This window comes from Roseburia sp. CLA-AA-H209 (assembly GCF_020687575.1).
GTDB lineage: Bacteria > Bacillota > Clostridia > Lachnospirales > Lachnospiraceae > Roseburia_C > Roseburia_C amylophila.
Window position 1 is genome coordinate 192,820 of the sequence record NZ_JAJEQU010000005.1, and the last position, 16,086, is coordinate 208,905.

General features: G+C 43.4%; 17 protein-coding genes. 3 read left to right on the top strand and 14 right to left on the bottom strand.

What is annotated here, in order from left to right; genetic code table 11:
* Positions 1-162 precede the first annotated feature (162 nt).
* On the top strand, positions 163-330 hold the full coding sequence (locus LKD41_RS06885; RefSeq protein ID WP_227700774.1) for a hypothetical protein: 168 nt from the start codon (positions 163-165) through the stop codon (positions 328-330).
* Between the two features lie 93 nt (positions 331-423).
* Here the strand turns inward: LKD41_RS06885 and LKD41_RS06890 are convergent, their stop codons facing one another.
* A complete protein-coding gene (locus LKD41_RS06890) occupies positions 424-1,533 on the bottom strand; it encodes a DUF362 domain-containing protein (protein ID WP_227700775.1) in 1,110 nt (369 codons plus the stop codon).
* Between the two features lie 268 nt (positions 1,534-1,801).
* On the bottom strand, positions 1,802-3,214 hold the full coding sequence (locus LKD41_RS06895; RefSeq protein WP_022242848.1) for an aspartate ammonia-lyase: 1,413 nt from the start codon (positions 3,212-3,214) through the stop codon (positions 1,802-1,804).
* Positions 3,215-3,943: 729 nt separating this feature from the next.
* On the opposite strand from LKD41_RS06895, the gene LKD41_RS06900 reads away from it, so the two are divergent.
* On the top strand, positions 3,944-4,390 hold the full coding sequence (locus tag LKD41_RS06900) for an Lrp/AsnC family transcriptional regulator (RefSeq protein ID WP_022242847.1): 447 nt from the start codon (positions 3,944-3,946) through the stop codon (positions 4,388-4,390).
* Here LKD41_RS06900 and LKD41_RS06905 read toward each other — a convergent pair.
* The 11 genes from LKD41_RS06905 to LKD41_RS06955 form a co-directional block, all read right to left on the bottom strand.
* Entirely contained in the window at positions 4,353-6,818 is a 2,466-nt protein-coding gene (locus LKD41_RS06905; RefSeq protein WP_227700776.1) for a cation-translocating P-type ATPase, read from the bottom strand. The two genes, LKD41_RS06900 and LKD41_RS06905, sit on opposite strands and share 38 nt — an antisense overlap.
* A 370-nt stretch (positions 6,819-7,188) precedes the next feature.
* On the bottom strand, positions 7,189-7,596 hold the full coding sequence (gene atpC, locus LKD41_RS06910; RefSeq protein ID WP_022242845.1) for an ATP synthase F1 subunit epsilon: 408 nt from the start codon (positions 7,594-7,596) through the stop codon (positions 7,189-7,191).
* Between the two features lie 11 nt (positions 7,597-7,607).
* Entirely contained in the window at positions 7,608-8,999 is a 1,392-nt protein-coding gene (gene atpD, locus LKD41_RS06915; RefSeq protein WP_022242844.1) for a F0F1 ATP synthase subunit beta, read from the bottom strand.
* Between the two features lie 41 nt (positions 9,000-9,040).
* The gene (gene atpG, locus LKD41_RS06920) at positions 9,041-9,895 is read right to left on the bottom strand and encodes an ATP synthase F1 subunit gamma (protein ID WP_227700777.1); all 855 of its coding nucleotides are present in this window, start codon (positions 9,893-9,895) and stop codon (positions 9,041-9,043) included.
* Positions 9,896-9,927: 32 nt separating this feature from the next.
* Positions 9,928-11,433: a F0F1 ATP synthase subunit alpha gene (gene atpA, locus LKD41_RS06925; protein WP_022242842.1), complete on the bottom strand. Its 1,506-nt coding sequence runs from the start codon at positions 11,431-11,433 to the stop codon at positions 9,928-9,930.
* Positions 11,430-11,996 (bottom strand): ATP synthase F1 subunit delta, encoded by a 567-nt coding sequence (atpH, locus tag LKD41_RS06930; protein ID WP_022242841.1) that lies wholly within the window; start codon positions 11,994-11,996, stop codon positions 11,430-11,432. The genes atpA and atpH overlap by 4 nt, the downstream gene beginning before the upstream one ends.
* On the bottom strand, positions 11,984-12,499 hold the full coding sequence (gene atpF, locus LKD41_RS06935) for a F0F1 ATP synthase subunit B (RefSeq protein ID WP_022242840.1): 516 nt from the start codon (positions 12,497-12,499) through the stop codon (positions 11,984-11,986). Before atpF ends, atpH begins: the two co-directional genes overlap by 13 nt.
* 48 nt (positions 12,500-12,547) lie before the next feature.
* On the bottom strand, positions 12,548-12,802 hold the full coding sequence (gene atpE / locus LKD41_RS06940; RefSeq protein ID WP_007890533.1) for an ATP synthase F0 subunit C: 255 nt from the start codon (positions 12,800-12,802) through the stop codon (positions 12,548-12,550).
* 25 nt (positions 12,803-12,827) lie between these two features.
* Positions 12,828-13,514 carry a F0F1 ATP synthase subunit A gene (gene atpB / locus LKD41_RS06945; RefSeq protein WP_117698891.1) on the bottom strand — a complete coding sequence of 229 codons (687 nt, stop codon included), beginning with the start codon at positions 13,512-13,514 and terminating at the stop codon, positions 12,828-12,830.
* Between the two features lie 79 nt (positions 13,515-13,593).
* Positions 13,594-14,001, bottom strand: a complete 408-nt coding sequence (locus tag LKD41_RS06950) for a hypothetical protein (protein WP_227700778.1) — start codon at positions 13,999-14,001, stop codon at positions 13,594-13,596.
* The gene (locus tag LKD41_RS06955; RefSeq protein WP_022242837.1) at positions 13,982-14,236 is read right to left on the bottom strand and encodes an AtpZ/AtpI family protein; all 255 of its coding nucleotides are present in this window, start codon (positions 14,234-14,236) and stop codon (positions 13,982-13,984) included. The genes LKD41_RS06950 and LKD41_RS06955 overlap by 20 nt, the downstream gene beginning before the upstream one ends.
* A 223-nt stretch (positions 14,237-14,459) precedes the next feature.
* On the opposite strand from LKD41_RS06955, the gene LKD41_RS06960 reads away from it, so the two are divergent.
* Positions 14,460-14,684 (top strand): hypothetical protein, encoded by a 225-nt coding sequence (locus tag LKD41_RS06960; RefSeq protein WP_117841862.1) that lies wholly within the window; start codon positions 14,460-14,462, stop codon positions 14,682-14,684.
* 274 nt (positions 14,685-14,958) lie between these two features.
* Here LKD41_RS06960 and LKD41_RS06965 read toward each other — a convergent pair whose 3' ends face one another.
* The gene (locus tag LKD41_RS06965; protein ID WP_022242836.1) at positions 14,959-15,444 is read right to left on the bottom strand and encodes a deoxycytidylate deaminase; all 486 of its coding nucleotides are present in this window, start codon (positions 15,442-15,444) and stop codon (positions 14,959-14,961) included.
* Positions 15,445-16,086: the final 642 nt, after the last annotated feature.

Sequence of the window (16,086 nt, forward strand, 5' to 3'; positions counted from 1 at the left end):
CGTTTTTTCTTTTGTTTATTACATTCTGTCTTTCCAATGTTTGACCGATTACTTCCGGCTGTCCGCCTGCATACGGATACCATTTACATAGTCAGTTAGGGACTCTTAGAATTTCGGCAATAACCGGCAACGCTGGCACAGGGACGTGCCAGCGAGGCGCAGATGAACATGGATGTGCATTTGCACCGGTTGCCGCATTATATAATTTGTACAACGAAATTCTTAGAGTCCCTTGCTGACGAAGTTTCGGTATCCGTAGCAGGCGGACAGCCGGAAGTATCCGGTCAAAGCAACCGGAAAGACAGCATGACAACAAGAAAAAACGTCTAAAAGAAGCAAATGAATTCTGCTTAAAAAGAAATCCACCCGATAATCCTGTCCGCCAAAATCTCTCTGCCTCTAATCACTTCTGCAGCAAAATAATTAAATCTGAATTAACTCGTAGTTCCGGGTTCCAAGTCCGATTTTTTCTGCATGCTCTACACAGGATTCCCAGTTGGTATCCGGATGCACCATATGAAAATGGTCTTTCTCATGAACATGCTGCATCTGTTCTTCCAATACACTGCCGTGTACTACCGGCTGCTTATTGCAGGCATCTGCACATGCCATGTCCAGTGCTACCGGATCGAAGGATGCAAACATTCCTACATCCGGGATAATAGGAATATCATTTTCTGGATGGCAGTCGCAGTTCGGTGACACATCACATACCAGCGAAATATGGAAACACGGGCGGTTCTGGCAGACTGCCTTGGAATACTCTGCAATCCGGTAATTCAAAAGATTGGATGCATTCCAGTTGGTTGGATTGACTGCGTCTTTTGGGCATACGCCGATACATCTGCCACAGCCCACACATTTATTTTCATCAATACCTGCCTTGCCATCTGTGATATGTGGTGCATCATGGGCACAGATTCTTACACAGGCTCCACAGCCTACACACAGGCTCTGGTCTACCGCCGGTTTGCCGGAGCAATGCATTTCCATTTTTCCGGCACGGGAACCACAGCCCATTCCGATATTTTTTAAAGCACCACCAAATCCGGCCCCCTCATGTCCTTTAAAATGTGTCAGGGAAATAAATACATCTGCATCCATCACGGCTCTTCCGATTTTGGCTTCCTTCACATATTCCCCGTCTACCGGAACCAATGCTTCGTCCGTTCCTTTCAGCCCATCTGCGATAATCACATGGCATCCGGTGGAAAATGGTGTAAATCCGTTTTCATATGCTGTATCCATATGATCCAGTGCATTCTTTCTGCTTCCTACATAAAGGGTATTGCAATCCGTAAGAAATGCTTTTCCTCCACATTCTTTTACAAGATCCACCACTACTTTGGCATAATTCGGACGCAGAAATGCAAGATTTCCTAACTCTCCGAAATGAATCTTAATTGCTGCATATTTATCTTCAAAATCAATATTTTTCATTCCAGCTGTAATACAAAGGCGACGCAGCTTCTGCAACAAATTTTCTGAGCCGCTGGTTTTAAAACTGGTATAGTATACTTTGGACGCTTCCATATGTTGTTCTCCTACTTGTTTTTACTTATTATTTACACACTTTTTATACTTCATATCATAATATAATCCGCCGCTTTTTTCAATAAAATGCAGACTGTTTTGTATCTTTGTGCGTTCTTAAAATTATTGCAGCACTCATTAAATCTGCATGCAGGCATGAAATTTTTTCTTCTATATTTCACCAGAAAAAAAAGCAGCATCCGGTTTCGTAGGATAAAACTTTCGCTTTTCCTCAATCGTGACGCTGCTTCTGTTATTTTTATATTGGCTACATTGCTTTTCTCTGTTCAAAATGTACTTCTGTCATCATTTCCGGATTCAGCACATGCTCTAAATCTGCCTCGCTCATCAATTTCCGTTCCAGAACGATTTCTCTTACACTCTTGTTCTCCCGGAGTGCTGTCTTTGCGATGTCGGCAGATTCCTTATATCCAAGATACGGGCAAAGTGCTGTGGAAATACCAACACTCTTGTCTACCAGACTGCGGCAGTGTGCCTCATTGGCTGTGATTCCATGTATACAATTCTTTGTCAGTGTCTCAACCGCTTCTTTTAAAGTATCGATGGAATCAAAAAGGCTGTAAAATACCACCGGCTCAAAAGCATTCAGTTCCATCTGTCCTGCCTCTGCCGCCATGGTAATTGCTGTGTCATTTCCAATGACATGGAACGCTACCTGGCTTACCACTTCCGGAATAACCGGATTTACTTTGCCCGGCATAATAGAAGAACCATTCTGTCTTGCCGGAAGGTTAATTTCACCAAACCCGGTTCTTGGTCCGGAGGATAACAGTCTTAAATCATTACACATTTTTGAAAGGTCTACGGCGCATGCTTTCAGTGCACCGGATACCATCACGAATCCATCCAGATTCTCTGTAGCATCAAATAAATCCTCTGCCTGTTTCAGCGGATAACCGGTTATCTTTGCCAGTGCCGGCACCACGTTAGATAAATATGCCGGAGAAACATTGATGGCAGTTCCAATTGCGGTTCCCCCCAGATTTACAGTAAACATTTCACATCTTACTTCTTTCAGCCGCTCATAATCACGTTTTACCATGGTTGCATAGGCATGAAAGGTCTGTCCGAGGCGCATCGGCACTGCATCCTGAAGCTGCGTTCTTCCCATCTTTAAGATTCCATCAAATTCTGCTGCTTTAATCCGAAGCTCCCTCTCCAGTCCATCCAGTTCTGCCAGCAACGGTTTTAACAGTTCCAGCACCGTAAGTTTTCCGGCTGTTGGAATCACATCATTGGTGGACTGGGACATATTCACATGGTCATTCGGATGAATCCGGCTGTAATCACCTTTTCTTCCTCCCATCCATTCATTGGCACGGTTTGCCAGCACCTCGTTCATGTTCATATTGGCACTGGTTCCGGCGCCACCCTGAATAGCATCTACAATAAATTCATCGGTAAAACATCCACGAATCACTTCATCACAGGCCCTTATAATTGCTTCTGCCTTATCTGCCGGAAGAGCCAGCGCATTCCGATTACTCTGTGCCGCTGCCTTCTTTACTTTTGCAAGGTTGCGGATAAATACAGGATGCAGACTCTGTCCTGTAATCGGAAAATTCTGTTTTGCCCGCAAAGCCTGTACGCCATAATAAGCCTCCTTTGGCACTTCCATTGTTCCGATTGAATCGGATTCCATACGCATTTCTTCTGTCATGATGTTTCCCTCTCTCTTTCTTATTTTTTTAACCCTACTTAGTAACGCAAATAGCGTCAAGACAGTCTTATCCTGTCCTGACGCCATTGTCACAAGGGTTTGTTTTCAATTTTTATTTTTTGTTTTTTGGTTCTGTCAAAGACTAGCACTCTTTGACCAGAAGGTAAATAGTTTTAAGTCAAAACGTGCTTTATATTTGTTTTTAGTGTAGTTTTGATTAATTATTTTAATATTGTTTGTTGTTTTCTTTATTTTCTTAAGTGTCTGTCTTTTCAGCAAAATAGAGGTATGATATAATACTTGAAAATAAGCCAACATACTTGTATGTGTAAAATCCAGACAGTGTATACAGCAAAATATTCTCCTGCCTCTGCGCAGATATGTATTCCACGGCAAGGGGCACTAAGGCATTTTGATAGGAATAGAAAAATAACCGGCAACCGGCACAAATTCACATCCATGTTCATCTGTGCCTCGCTGGTGCGTCCATGCACCAGCGTTGCCTATGTTTCTACAAAATGCCAAGTGCCTCTAACCGTGTCATAAATATATCTGCCCGCAGAGGCAGGAGGATATTTTCTGCAGCTGCCTGCCATTTGATATTCACCGGCTACAAAATTTTATATATTACTTTACCTGCTATTTCATTTGTCATTTTTCAGCATTATATTTGCAGATAAATTCATTTTTTACATCAACTGTATTTTTCAGGAAACGAAAGGAGCCTTTATGGAAAAAGAATTAGACAACATTGACAAAAGCATCATCCGGATCTTACAGGAAAATGCCCGCACTCCGGTCAAGGATATTGCAAAGGAAGTCTTTTTATCTTCCCCGGCGGTTTCTGCCCGGATTGAGCGGTTGGAAAAACGAGGGATTTTAACCGGCTATCATGCCACTGTAAATCCCATGCTCTTTGGCTATCACATTAAGGCTTTCATTAATCTTGAGGTGGAACCGGCACAAAAAAAGGAATTCTACCCTTTCATCGATAGAATTCCCAATGTGATTGAATGTAATTGTGTCACCGGTGATTATGCCATGCTGGTGGAAGTCATGTTTCAGACTACCATCCAGCTTGACCACTTCATCAACGAACTGCAGCATTTCGGACGAACCAAAACACTAATTGTATTCTCTACTTCTGTGGAGCACCGCGATGTGCCCGTGAACTGATGAATTTTGCAATTCCTTCCACCCCGATTGTCAGGTAACGGAACAGTGACTCTGCAGCAAAAGCAAATACAATCATCAGAAGAATACTAATCTTAGACATCTGGCTCATGGCAAATAACTGGTTTAAGCAGATGCCGCAGAAAAGCAGCCCGGCGATATTAAAAATTAAAATTCCATATTTAAACTTATTCATCGGATGGCTGATTTTAATCAGAATCATAAATCCTACAACACATAAAAGCATGGTGGATGCAGTTGCCACATCGGAAGCAGGTATAGAAAATACTTCTCCGCAGACTACCAGCGAACCAACGATTAATACATCGGTCAGTCCTGCCGGAAATGCTTTTAATAATACTTTCCGTAAAAACCGTCCTTCAATACGGTTGCGGTTTGGCTCCAATGCCAGTAAGAATCCCGGTGCCCCAATGGTAAACATACTGATGAGGGAAATCTGTGCCGGCTCTAACGGATAAGTAATTGTCGATACCACTGCAAAGATTGCCATTAACAGAGAGAATATATTTTTTACCAGAAACAGGCTGGCAGAACGCTGCACATTGTTTACTACCTGCCGTCCTTCTGATACCACATCCGGCATATGGGCAAAATCGGAATCTAAAAGAACTACCTGTGCCGCCTGTGCTGCTGCTTCACTTCCGGACGCCATCGCCACGCTGCAATCCGCATCCTTCATTGCCAGAATATCGTTAACTCCATCGCCGGTCATTGCTACGGTATGTCCCGCATCCTGCAATGCATGTACCAGCTTCTGCTTCTGTTTCGGAGTTACCCGTCCAAATACGGTATAGCGGTCTGCCGCATCATAAATTTTCTCATCGGTATCCAGTGTGCCTGCATCCACATATTTCTCCGCATGCTCGATTCCGGCACATCGTGCCACTTCGGATACGGTCTCCGGGTTATCACCGGAAATTACTTTCACTGCTACACCCTGATTCTTAAAATAACCAAAGGTCTTCTTCGCATTTTCACGAATTGGATTGGAAAGAATCACATAACCCAGCGGCTCCGGTTTTTCGGTCAGGGTTCCCTTGATATCACTTCCCGGATATTTTGCCAGTAAAAGCACACGATAACCTTTTTTCGTATATTCCCTAATCTCATCTGCAATTTCTTCAAAAGCATTTCCCATGACAAATTCCGGCGCACCCAGAAGATATTTTCCATCCTCAAATACAACGCCACTGTATTTTGTTGTAGAAGTAAACGGCATAACCTCCAGTGCTTTCCGCCGGGCAGCCATAAAGGTCTGTACTTCCGCTGTTTTATCTTTATTGCTGTCGTTATCGGTATCGGTATCACTATCTCTATCCTTATCTTTGCCCTTCCGCTCCAGATAATCACGAATTGCTTCCATAGTAGCATTATTATCCGGCACTGCTGACGCATAATCCCGAAGCAGAGACTGAAGAAATGTATTTTCCGCATCCTTTGCCGGAACAATTTTTGCCACTTCCATACCGGCTTCCGTTATGGTTCCGGTTTTATCGACACAGAGCACATCAACTCTTGCCAGTGCTTCGATACTCTTCATGTCATGGAGCAATACATGCCGCTTTGCCAGACGCATGGTTCCAAGTGCCAGGGCAATGGTCGTCAGAAGATATAATCCCTCCGGTATCATTCCGATAATTGCTGCCACCATGGAAACGATGCTCTTCTGGAAAGTCTCTCCATTTACGATATAGCCCTGCCAGAATAAAATGATTCCAATCGGAATAATCACAATACCAATCCATTTTACCAACTGGTTAATAGAGCGAATCATCTCGGACTGTTCTTCATTTCCCATCGCTTTTGCTTCTGCAGTCAGCTTGGAAATATAAGAATGCTTTCCTACCTTCTCCAGTCTCGCATAACATTCTCCGGATACCACAAAGCTTCCGGACATCAGCCTGCTTCCCGGTGTTTTTTCAATTTCATCGGCTTCTCCGGTCAGCAATGATTCATTTACCTGAATCGTGCCTTCCAGAACAACGGCGTCTGCACAAATCTGGGTTCCTGCAGTCAGTAAAATGACATCATCCTTCACCAGCTGCTTCGATAAAATTTTCTTCTGCTCTCCATCCCGGATAACAATGGCATGGGGTGCATTCAGAAGGCTCATCTTATCTAAGACTTTCTTCGCCCGCAATTCCTGAATAATTCCAATCAGCGTATTTCCGATAATGATTGGCAGGAAAGTCAGGTTCCGGAAAGAACCGACCACACAAAGCAGAATCGTAATGACTAAGAAAATAAAGTTAAAGTATGTAAATACATTGGACTTTACGATTTCCTTTGCACTCTTCTCCGTGCTGATGTCTGTTTTATTTACAAATCCTTCTATAAAGCGTTCTTCTACTTCTTCCTTTGATAATCCCCGCAGGATACGTTTTTCTTCCGGCATTCTGTTTTCACTCATAAACTGTTTCTTCATCCTTTTCATTCTGTTTGAAATTCATTATATAGCTTTCCCCTATGGTATGGTATAAATATTTTCTTAAATTATTATAAACTATGTAGAAACCTTTCTTAAAACATATCCCCCTTTTTCACTCTACCGGAAAACAGTTTCCTGTAAAGGAAACAAAGAATGTGCCTCGGCACATTCTCGCGCCTGCGGCGGTCGCTTGCGACATCTACCTTATACGCCGCAGTGTGCATCCTCGCGGAGCATTTTTACTTTACAGGAAAGTAATTTCCTGTAAAGTAAAAAATACCCTCTCTGCCGGTTTCTACGGTAAAGAGGGTACCTTTCTTACATCATATTTTATCTTTTGTATACACCGTTTTTAATGTTTCACTTCAATTCGCACCAACGCCTTACGCAATGCAAATTCCGCACGGAGCATATCTGTATCTGCAGCCTTAGCTGCAATACGGGCTTCGGCACGCTCTTTTGCTGCTTCGGCACGCTTCTCATCGATTTCATCCGGCCACTCGGCAATCTCTGCCAGCAGTGTTACCTTATCACCCAAAATCTCTGCAAAGCCTGCATGAACCGCAGCTTCTTTTACATCTTCGCCATTGGTAATGGTCACAACACCGGGAGCAAGCACCGTTGTCAGCGGAATATGGTCCGGATAGACACCGATTTCTCCTTCTGTTGTATTGAATTCTATCATGGTTGCTTCCCCGGTATAAAAGATTCGCTCCGGGGTAATGATTTCTACCTCAAATGCTTTCTTCTCGTCTGCCATGGCTTCACCCCTTACTTCATACGGGCACGTACTTCGTCAATACTTCCGGCATTCAGGAAATAGCTCTCCGGTACATCATCATGCTTTCCTTCTAAGATTTCACGGAAGCCGCGGATGGTCTCGGCTACCGGTACATATTTTCCATCAAGACCGGTAAACTGGGTTGCTACGAAGAATGGCTGTGACAAGAAACGCTGTACTTTTCTTGCACGGCTTACTACCAGCTTGTCCTCTTCTGACAGCTCATCCATACCAAGGATTGCGATAATATCCTGTAATTCTTTATATTTCTGAAGAATCTCCTGTACTCCACGGGCTACTTCAAAATGCTCCTGCCCTACAACACGAGGGTCAAGGATTCTGGATGTAGAACCAAGCGGGTCTACTGCCGGATAAATACCAAGCTCTACAATAGAACGATCCAGTACAGTAGTGGCATCCAGATGGGCAAATGTGGTTGCCGGAGCCGGATCAGTAAGGTCATCCGCCGGTACATAGACTGCCTGAACGGATGTAATGGAACCATTCTTGGTAGAAGTGATACGCTCCTGCAATGCACCCATCTCAGTCTGTAAGGTCGGCTGGTATCCTACTGCGGAAGGCATACGTCCTAACAGTGCGGACACCTCAGAACCTGCCTGTGTGAAACGGAAAATGTTATCAATGAATAACAGTACATCCTTTCCACCTTTATCACGGAAATACTCCGCCATGGTAAGTCCGGTAAGACCTACACGCATACGTGCTCCAGGCGGCTCGTTCATCTGACCGAATACCATGGTGGTCTTATCAATAACTCCGGATTCCTTCATTTCATAATAAAGGTCATTTCCCTCACGGGTACGCTCACCTACACCGGTAAATACGGAATATCCACCATGCTCGGTTGCGATATTATGAATCAGCTCCTGAATCAATACGGTTTTTCCTACTCCTGCACCACCGAAAAGTCCGATTTTTCCACCCTTCTGGTAAGGGCAGAGAAGGTCAACCACCTTGATTCCTGTCTCTAACATTTCTGTAGAAGTTGCCTGTTCATCAAAGCTTGGTGCTTTCCGGTGAATCGGCATATATTCCACATCCTGTGGTGGAGCCTCATTGTCAATTGGTTCGCCTAATACGTTAAACATTCTGCCTAAGGTATGCTCACCTACCGGTACGGAAATCGGTGCACCGGTTGCCTCTGCATCCATGCCACGGATTAATCCGTCGGTTGGTCCCATGGCAATACAACGTACGACATCATCTCCTAAATGCTGTGATACCTCTACTACCAGAACTTCACCATCTTTTCTGGTAATACGGATTGCTTCGTTGATTGCCGGAAGCTTTCCTTCGGTAAATTTAATATCCAATACAGCACCTATTATCTGAGTGATTTTTCCAATATTTGTTTCTGCCATCTTTTTCTATCACTCCTTATTCTCTATTCTTATGGATATGATTAAGAAATTGCCGATGCTCCGGCTATAATCTCTGTCAGTTCCTGTGTAATGGAACCCTGACGGGCACGATTATACTTCAGTGACAGGTCACTGATCATATCCTCTGCATTGCTGGTTGCAGAATCCATTGCCTGCATTCTTGCACCATTTTCACTGGCTACTGCTTCTACCAGTGCTCCATAAAGAAGGCTCGTTACATACTTTGGTATGATTAAATTAAGCGCCTCCTCCTGGTTTGGTTCATAATTCATCAGCACATTATCTTCTTCCTGCTTCGGCATATCTTCGATATCCACCGGAAGAAGCTTGATTAATTTCGGCTCATGTACCACCGTATTCTTAAAATGTGTATAAGCAAGGTAAATTTCGCCAACTTCACCTTTTTCATAGGCTGCCAGCACTTCCCTTGCCAATGCGGACGCCTCATCATAAGCCGGTGTCTCTATCAGCTCCGGAAGTTCCTTTACAATGGAATATCCCTTATGTTCTAAGGACTCTCTTCCCTTATTACCAACTGCATAAATGGAAAGCCTGTCCTTTGGAAGGTCACTCTCTGTAATCAGCTTTACGACATTCGCATTATAGCCTCCTGCCAGTCCACGGTTCGAGGTAATTACAATCACTGCCTTCTGCCCGGAATCTTTACCGGTAAGGTAAGGATGATTGATGGAACCGCTCTTTGCCAGCATGGAAGTTACGGTCTGATACATATAATTAAAATACGGATTTGCCTGTTCTGCATGTCCCTTCGCTTTCTGCAGTTTTACGGTAGAAACAAGCTTCATGGCCTTTGTAATCTGCTGTGTGCTGGAAATACTGCTTTTGCGCCGCTTTATATCACGCATGGACGCCATAGTCTCTCACCGCCTTTTACCCTATTACATGCCTATTTGAAATCTTTCTTACATGCTTCAATTGCTGTAATTAATTTCTGCTCTGTTTCTTCGTCTAACTGTTTTGTTTCACGAATGGATTCGAAAATCTCCGGATACTTGGTATCAATCAGTTCTAACAATGCTTTTTCAAATGCCAGAATCTCATCCACCGGAATATCCAGTAAATATTTCTTGGTTGCAGCATAAATAATTGCTACCTGTTTTTCCACCGGCATCGGCTGATACTGTGGCTGTTTCAACATTTCACGGATTCTTTCACCCTGTGCTAATTTCTCTTTGGTATCAGCATCCAGCTCAGAACCAAACTGTGCAAATGCTGCCAGCTCACGATACTGTGCCAGCTCTACTCGGATTGGTGCTGCAATCTTCTTGATTGCCTTAATCTGCGCAGCTCCACCAACCCTGGATACGGAAAGTCCTGCATTGATTGCCGGACGGAAACCAGCGTTAAACATATCTGTTTCCAGATAAATCTGACCGTCTGTAATAGAAATTACGTTGGTCGGAATGTATGCGGATACGTCTCCTGCCTGTGTCTCGATAATCGGCAGTGCAGTCAGGGAACCTCCACCCAAAGCATCGGAAAGTCTTGCTGCACGCTCTAATAATCTGGAATGCAGATAGAATACGTCTCCCGGATAAGCCTCACGTCCTGGTGGTCTCTTAAGCAGCAAGGAAAGGGTACGGTATGCAGCAGCATGTTTACTCAAATCGTCATAAACGATTAATACATCCTCTCCGTTCTCCATCCACTCTTCACCAATTGCACATCCTGCATACGGTGCAATATACTGTAATGGTGCCAGCTCACTTGCTGTTGATACAACAACTGTGGTATAGCTTAATGCACCGAATTCTTCTAATGTTTTTACCAGGGATGCTACGGTAGATGCTTTCTGACCGATGGCAACGTAAATACATTTTACGCCCTGTCCCTTCTGGTTAATGATGGTATCAATTGCAATTGCCGTCTTACCGGTCTGCTTATCTCCGATGATAAGCTCACGCTGTCCACGTCCAATCGGCACCATGGAATCGATTGCCTTAATACCGGTCTGTAATGGTGTATCTACGGATTTTCTGGAAATAACACCGGATGCCACACGTTCAATCTGGCGGTATTTCTCCGTCTCAATCGGTCCTTTTCCATCAATCGGCTGACCCAGCGCATTTACTACTCGTCCCAGTAATGCATCTCCGACCGGAACCTCTACTACACGTCCGGTGGTCTTTACGGTATCACCTTCGTTGATGGAACGCTTATCTCCTAACAGAACCGCACCTACATTATCTTCCTCTAAGTTCAGCACCATTCCATATACTTCGCCCGGGAATTCCAAAAGTTCTCCCTGCATTGCATTTTCAAGGCCGTGAATTCGTGCAATTCCATCTGCCACCTGAATGACAGTTCCTACGTCTGCCACTTCCAACTGGGATGCATACCGCTCGATCTGCTCTTTGATAACGGAACTGATTTCTTCTGGTTTCAATTTCATGAAGCGGTTTCACCTACTTTCAACTGTATTTTGGATAATTCACTGGTTAGCTTCTGCAGCCTGGTTTTGATACTGCTGTCCACTACCCTGTCTTTTATGCGGATGACCATGCCTCCAATGAGTGATGCATCCACCTCATAATTCATTTCAATTTCTACATAATGTGTGGTTTCTAATAGTTTCTTTACGATTTCATCTTTCTGCTGCATTGACAGCTCCATCGCAGAAATGACATATGCCGTTCCGATATTTTTATATTCTTTTACGGAATCCACAAAGCATGCAAATACGCTTTCCATATCTTTAAAGTGGTCTTTTTCTATCAGCTGGCACATCAATCCCACGATCTCGTCCGCGGTCTTTCCCTTGAATATGTTTTCAATAATCTGAAGCTTCTCTTCTTTTACAATCTGTGGATGATTCATCAATTTTGCCAGTTCCTCATTCTCATGGAGAATCTCAAGAAGTGCTTTCGCATCTTCTAACCAGGCATCTTCACATCCCTTTTCCACGGCGAGTTCAAACAATGCATCTGCGTATGTTTTGGAAACTAATTTTGCCATGTTGTATCACCCATCTCTTTCAAGGTTTCTTCCACGAGGGCATCCTGTATTGTTGTATCAATGGATGCGGCTACCACTTTGCCTGCCATCATAGATGCAATTTCTATCATTTCCTGTTTCATCTCATCCATCACGCGTTTTTTCTCCAGTTCTGCCTCTTCATTGGCACGCCGGATAATCCGCGCAGCCTCTTCCTTTGCCTCGCCAATGATGCGGTTCTCATTGTGCAGGGCTTTGGTTCTGGCTTCACTTAAGATAACCTCCGCCTCTTTATCGACGTTCTTAAGCTTCTCTTCATACTGCTGTCTTAATTCTGCTGCTTCTGCCTGGTCGCTTGCCGCAGATTCCAGTTCCGTCTTTATCTTCTCCTGACGTCCCTTTAACATCTTACGAACCGGCTCGAAAAGGTTATAAGACATTACGGTAAACAATACGAAAACGGATATCGCCATAAGGATGGTATCATGCAATAACTGAAAATCAAGATTAAATAATCTGGTCATTTTCTTCCTGCTGTGCCTCCTTTCTTTTCGTAATCATTCCTTCGCACTTTATACCAGTGGTTTTACGAAAAGCAGAAGCATTGCAATCAACAGACCATAAAGACCGGTAGTCTCTGCTACTGCCTGTCCAAGAAGCATGGTTGACATAATATCTCCTTTTGCTCCCGGGTTACGGCCTACAGCTGCTGCTGCGTGTCCTGCTGCAATACCCTGTCCAATACCAGGTCCGATACCTGCGATAACTGCAAGTCCTGCACCAATTGCTGAGCATGCTAAAATTAAATCCTGTCCTGTAATGTTCATAATTATAAATCCTCCTTATACTGTTCTATTCTGTTTCCATCTGCTGGTTCACATATGTCATAGTCAACATACAGAATACATACGTCTGAATTGCTCCTGAGAACAAATCAAAGTACACATGAAGCGCTGCCGGCCAGACAATTGCAATCTTGGACAACAGTCCATAGACCAATGCCATCATTACGGTTCCTGATAATACGTTTGCGAACAAACGAAGTGACAGGGAAATCGGCACGGCAATCTCGCTGATGATATTGATTGGCAGCCACAGTGGCAGCCATGGTGGTAACGGCGAACACATATCTTCCCAGATTTTCTTTGGTTTCTGGTACTTTATCTGACAGATATGGATAAGCGAAAAGGTGATAAGTCCCAACGCCAATGTCGTTCCATAATCTGCGGTAGGCGGTCTTAGCCCGAATAATCCAGATATATTACTCATGAGAATAAAGATAAAAATGGTGCTGATGTAATTCACCAGCTTCGGTGCATTTTTCCCCATGACACCGTCAACCACGCCATCTAATTTTTCCACCATAAGTTCTACTACATTCTGGAATCCGCCCGGTACCTCCGTTGCCGCTTTCATCTTATGCTTTACAATAAACGAAAAGGCAATCAGTATCAGCATGATTATCAGAATACATACATGAGAAGTAGTAATCCATACCTCATGTCCGAAAATCTTATAGGAAAACAGTCCATGAATCATAAAATCTATATCCTGGGCACCCGCTGCTAAAATTCCGTTATCCACGCTTTCACCTCCTTATATTATATTTTTCTTCACCCTAAGAAGATTCATCACCTCTCCCTAAAAGTTTTAAAATTACTTTATGTGTAAAGGGTTGAACGTAAGCTCCAACCTTCAATCCCATTACTCCCACAAATGCTACAATCACATTGCCTATTTCAAAGTATGCCGTAGCAAAAAAGACTGCTACAACTACGAGATACCGCAGCACATACTGCAATGCGATCCGTCTTGTCCTTCCGGATTCTGCCATATCCATACTGTCCCGCAGAACCACTGCCATATGGATTGCCATTCCGATTGCGGTTGCTGCTCCAATCAGAAGGCCGATGGAATATCCCAATTTGTCCTTTACAAACCAGATACCGGTAAATTCCACCACAATTTCGTATATAAGGATTCCCAGAATTAATTCCGGTAATGCATCATTTATCCTTTTTAACATCTGATTTAACCTTTCCCGTGTCTTTTTTCTGCCAAAGCCTCTGTGCCATCCGGTAGCAATTCTGGAATCCCGCTGCCGCCCCAAGGAAAAACAGCAGAATCACCAGCCACGGATGACCGTATCTTCGGTAAATAAAAACCCCGAGTCCAACACATAAAAAAATAGGAACTATCATGTTGATACCGAACTGCATGATTAAAATCAAGGAATCATACACTTTATTTCTGTTCTTCATGAATAGCTCCTTCCCTTACATTTTCGTGAAACGCTCTGCAAATACTAAGCTTTTATTTTAGAAACTTTTTTGATATAGAAAGGACTTTTCTTCTGCCCTGAAATACCGCAGTTCTAAGATATATGTTTTGCTTTCTGATATTAAAACAGTCTTTCCAATGTTTGACAGTCTGCACCGGTTGTCCGCCTGCATACAGATACATAAACAAGCCTGTTAGAAGGTCTTGGCATTCTGTTATGCAACCGGCAATGCAGGCACATGGATGTGCCTGCAAGGCGCAGTTGAATATGGATATGAATTTGCGCCGGTTGCCGGAATCACAAACTTATTTGTCAGAATGCCTAGACCTCCTTACGGGTTTGTGGAAGTATCTGTAGCAGACGGACAACCGGGCAGCCGGTCAAAGCAGCGAAAAGACAGTTCACAATCAAGCAAAACACATATCTAAGAACTGCTGGCATTTCAATGCATATCAGACAAATGCCCTTTCTAATCAAAAAGTTTCAAAACAAATCGCTTTCCATTTGCACTCGCTTACGCTCATTATATCATTTTTGAGGAAATTGTCTATAAATATTTTATGAAAAATGTCTATAAATCAGCTTTACGATTTTACAATTTTACATAATTTTAACAAATATTACCAGCGGGTTTTTCCCGCACCTTCGTCATTTGTTCAATTGGTTGTAAACCTCTGCCATTGTTCGTTATTTCTCCATTCGTTACAGGGTAATATTTATTTCCCGGTTGGTATGGGTGTACTGATAATAACGGACTCCTGCCGCATCTAACATCCGTTTGGAAGCAATAACTGCCGGTGTATTCTGGTACTTGTCACTGTCATATACGATAGTCTTGATTCCAGCCTGAATGATTGCCTTGGCGCACTCATTACAAGGGAACAGGGACACATACATTTTCGCTCCCTCCAACGAACCGCCCCGGTAATTTAAGATGGCATTCAGTTCGCTGTGGGTGGTATAGAAATATTTATTCTCAAGAGGTGCACCTTCTCTTACCCATGGAAATTCATCATCGGAGCAGCCCTTCGGCAGTCCGTTGTATCCCATGGAAAGTATCTTGTTATCCTCACTGACAATGCAGGCTCCCACCTGTGTATTCGGGTCCTTGGAGCGCATTCCGGATAACATTGCCACGCCCATAAAATATTCATCCCAACTAATATAGTCTTCCCGTTTCTGGCTCATTTTATTTCCTCCTTGCTGCGGTTTTTTACATTTTCTTTTATTTCACTTTTCATTATTTCTGCTTTGTATTTTATTATCATTATGCTGCTATTTTTCTGTTGCTATTTTACCATATTTTTTTATGGTTTTATACGGTTTCTGTGAGATTTTTACGGAAATGACACAGTTCTTAAATTCAAAGAAGCAATGGACTCGTTTTTCGATAAGCAGATAAACAGTAAGCTTGTCAGGAAGCCTGATGAGTTTCTTAACGGTGCATTTGGCTCAATAGAATATTTGATTGCCACTTGATGGGCGAAGCCCGCTTCCTTCACTTGGGATACATGATAAAGGCTGTTAGGGGCACTTGGAATTTCGTCTGTTTCTAGGCAACACCGGCACAGGGATGTGCCGGTGAGGTGCAGATGAACATGGATGTGAATTTGCACCGGTTGCCGGAATAGACTGTATCTTTTTCGAAATTCTTAGTGTCCCCTGCAGGCTTTATGCCGTATTCAAAGTGAAGGATGTGGACTGCGCCAGACAGTAATGTAAAAAAGGTTCTCAAGCCTTTCAACTTAAGAACGAGACCGTTTCAAGTTTTGTGTAAACGTTAAAAACTGATATAAGATTTGTGAATAGTTACAAATGGGCAGAGCCGAT

Coding starts and splice junctions, on each gene's coding strand:
- LKD41_RS06950 (WP_227700778.1), bottom strand. CDS start 14,001: ATGTTAAAAAGGATAAATGATGCATTACCGGAATTAATTCTGGGAATC.
- LKD41_RS06895 (WP_022242848.1), bottom strand. CDS start 3,214: ATGACAGAAGAAATGCGTATGGAATCCGATTCAATCGGAACAATGGAA.
- atpH (WP_022242841.1), bottom strand. CDS start 11,996: ATGGCAAAATTAGTTTCCAAAACATACGCAGATGCATTGTTTGAACTC.
- LKD41_RS06905 (WP_227700776.1), bottom strand. CDS start 6,818: ATGAGTGAAAACAGAATGCCGGAAGAAAAACGTATCCTGCGGGGATTA.
- atpD (WP_022242844.1), bottom strand. CDS start 8,999: ATGGCAGAAACAAATATTGGAAAAATCACTCAGATAATAGGTGCTGTA.
- atpF (WP_022242840.1), bottom strand. CDS start 12,499: ATGACCAGATTATTTAATCTTGATTTTCAGTTATTGCATGATACCATC.
- LKD41_RS06955 (WP_022242837.1), bottom strand. CDS start 14,236: ATGAAGAACAGAAATAAAGTGTATGATTCCTTGATTTTAATCATGCAG.
- LKD41_RS06885 (WP_227700774.1), top strand. CDS start 163: ATGAACATGGATGTGCATTTGCACCGGTTGCCGCATTATATAATTTGT.
- atpG (WP_227700777.1), bottom strand. CDS start 9,895: ATGGCGTCCATGCGTGATATAAAGCGGCGCAAAAGCAGTATTTCCAGC.
- atpA (WP_022242842.1), bottom strand. CDS start 11,433: ATGAAATTGAAACCAGAAGAAATCAGTTCCGTTATCAAAGAGCAGATC.
- atpB (WP_117698891.1), bottom strand. CDS start 13,514: ATGATTCATGGACTGTTTTCCTATAAGATTTTCGGACATGAGGTATGG.
- atpE (WP_007890533.1), bottom strand. CDS start 12,802: ATGAACATTACAGGACAGGATTTAATTTTAGCATGCTCAGCAATTGGT.
- LKD41_RS06890 (WP_227700775.1), bottom strand. CDS start 1,533: ATGGAAGCGTCCAAAGTATACTATACCAGTTTTAAAACCAGCGGCTCA.
- LKD41_RS06965 (WP_022242836.1), bottom strand. CDS start 15,444: ATGAGCCAGAAACGGGAAGACTATATTAGTTGGGATGAATATTTTATG.
- atpC (WP_022242845.1), bottom strand. CDS start 7,596: ATGGCAGACGAGAAGAAAGCATTTGAGGTAGAAATCATTACCCCGGAG.
- LKD41_RS06900 (WP_022242847.1), top strand. CDS start 3,944: ATGGAAAAAGAATTAGACAACATTGACAAAAGCATCATCCGGATCTTA.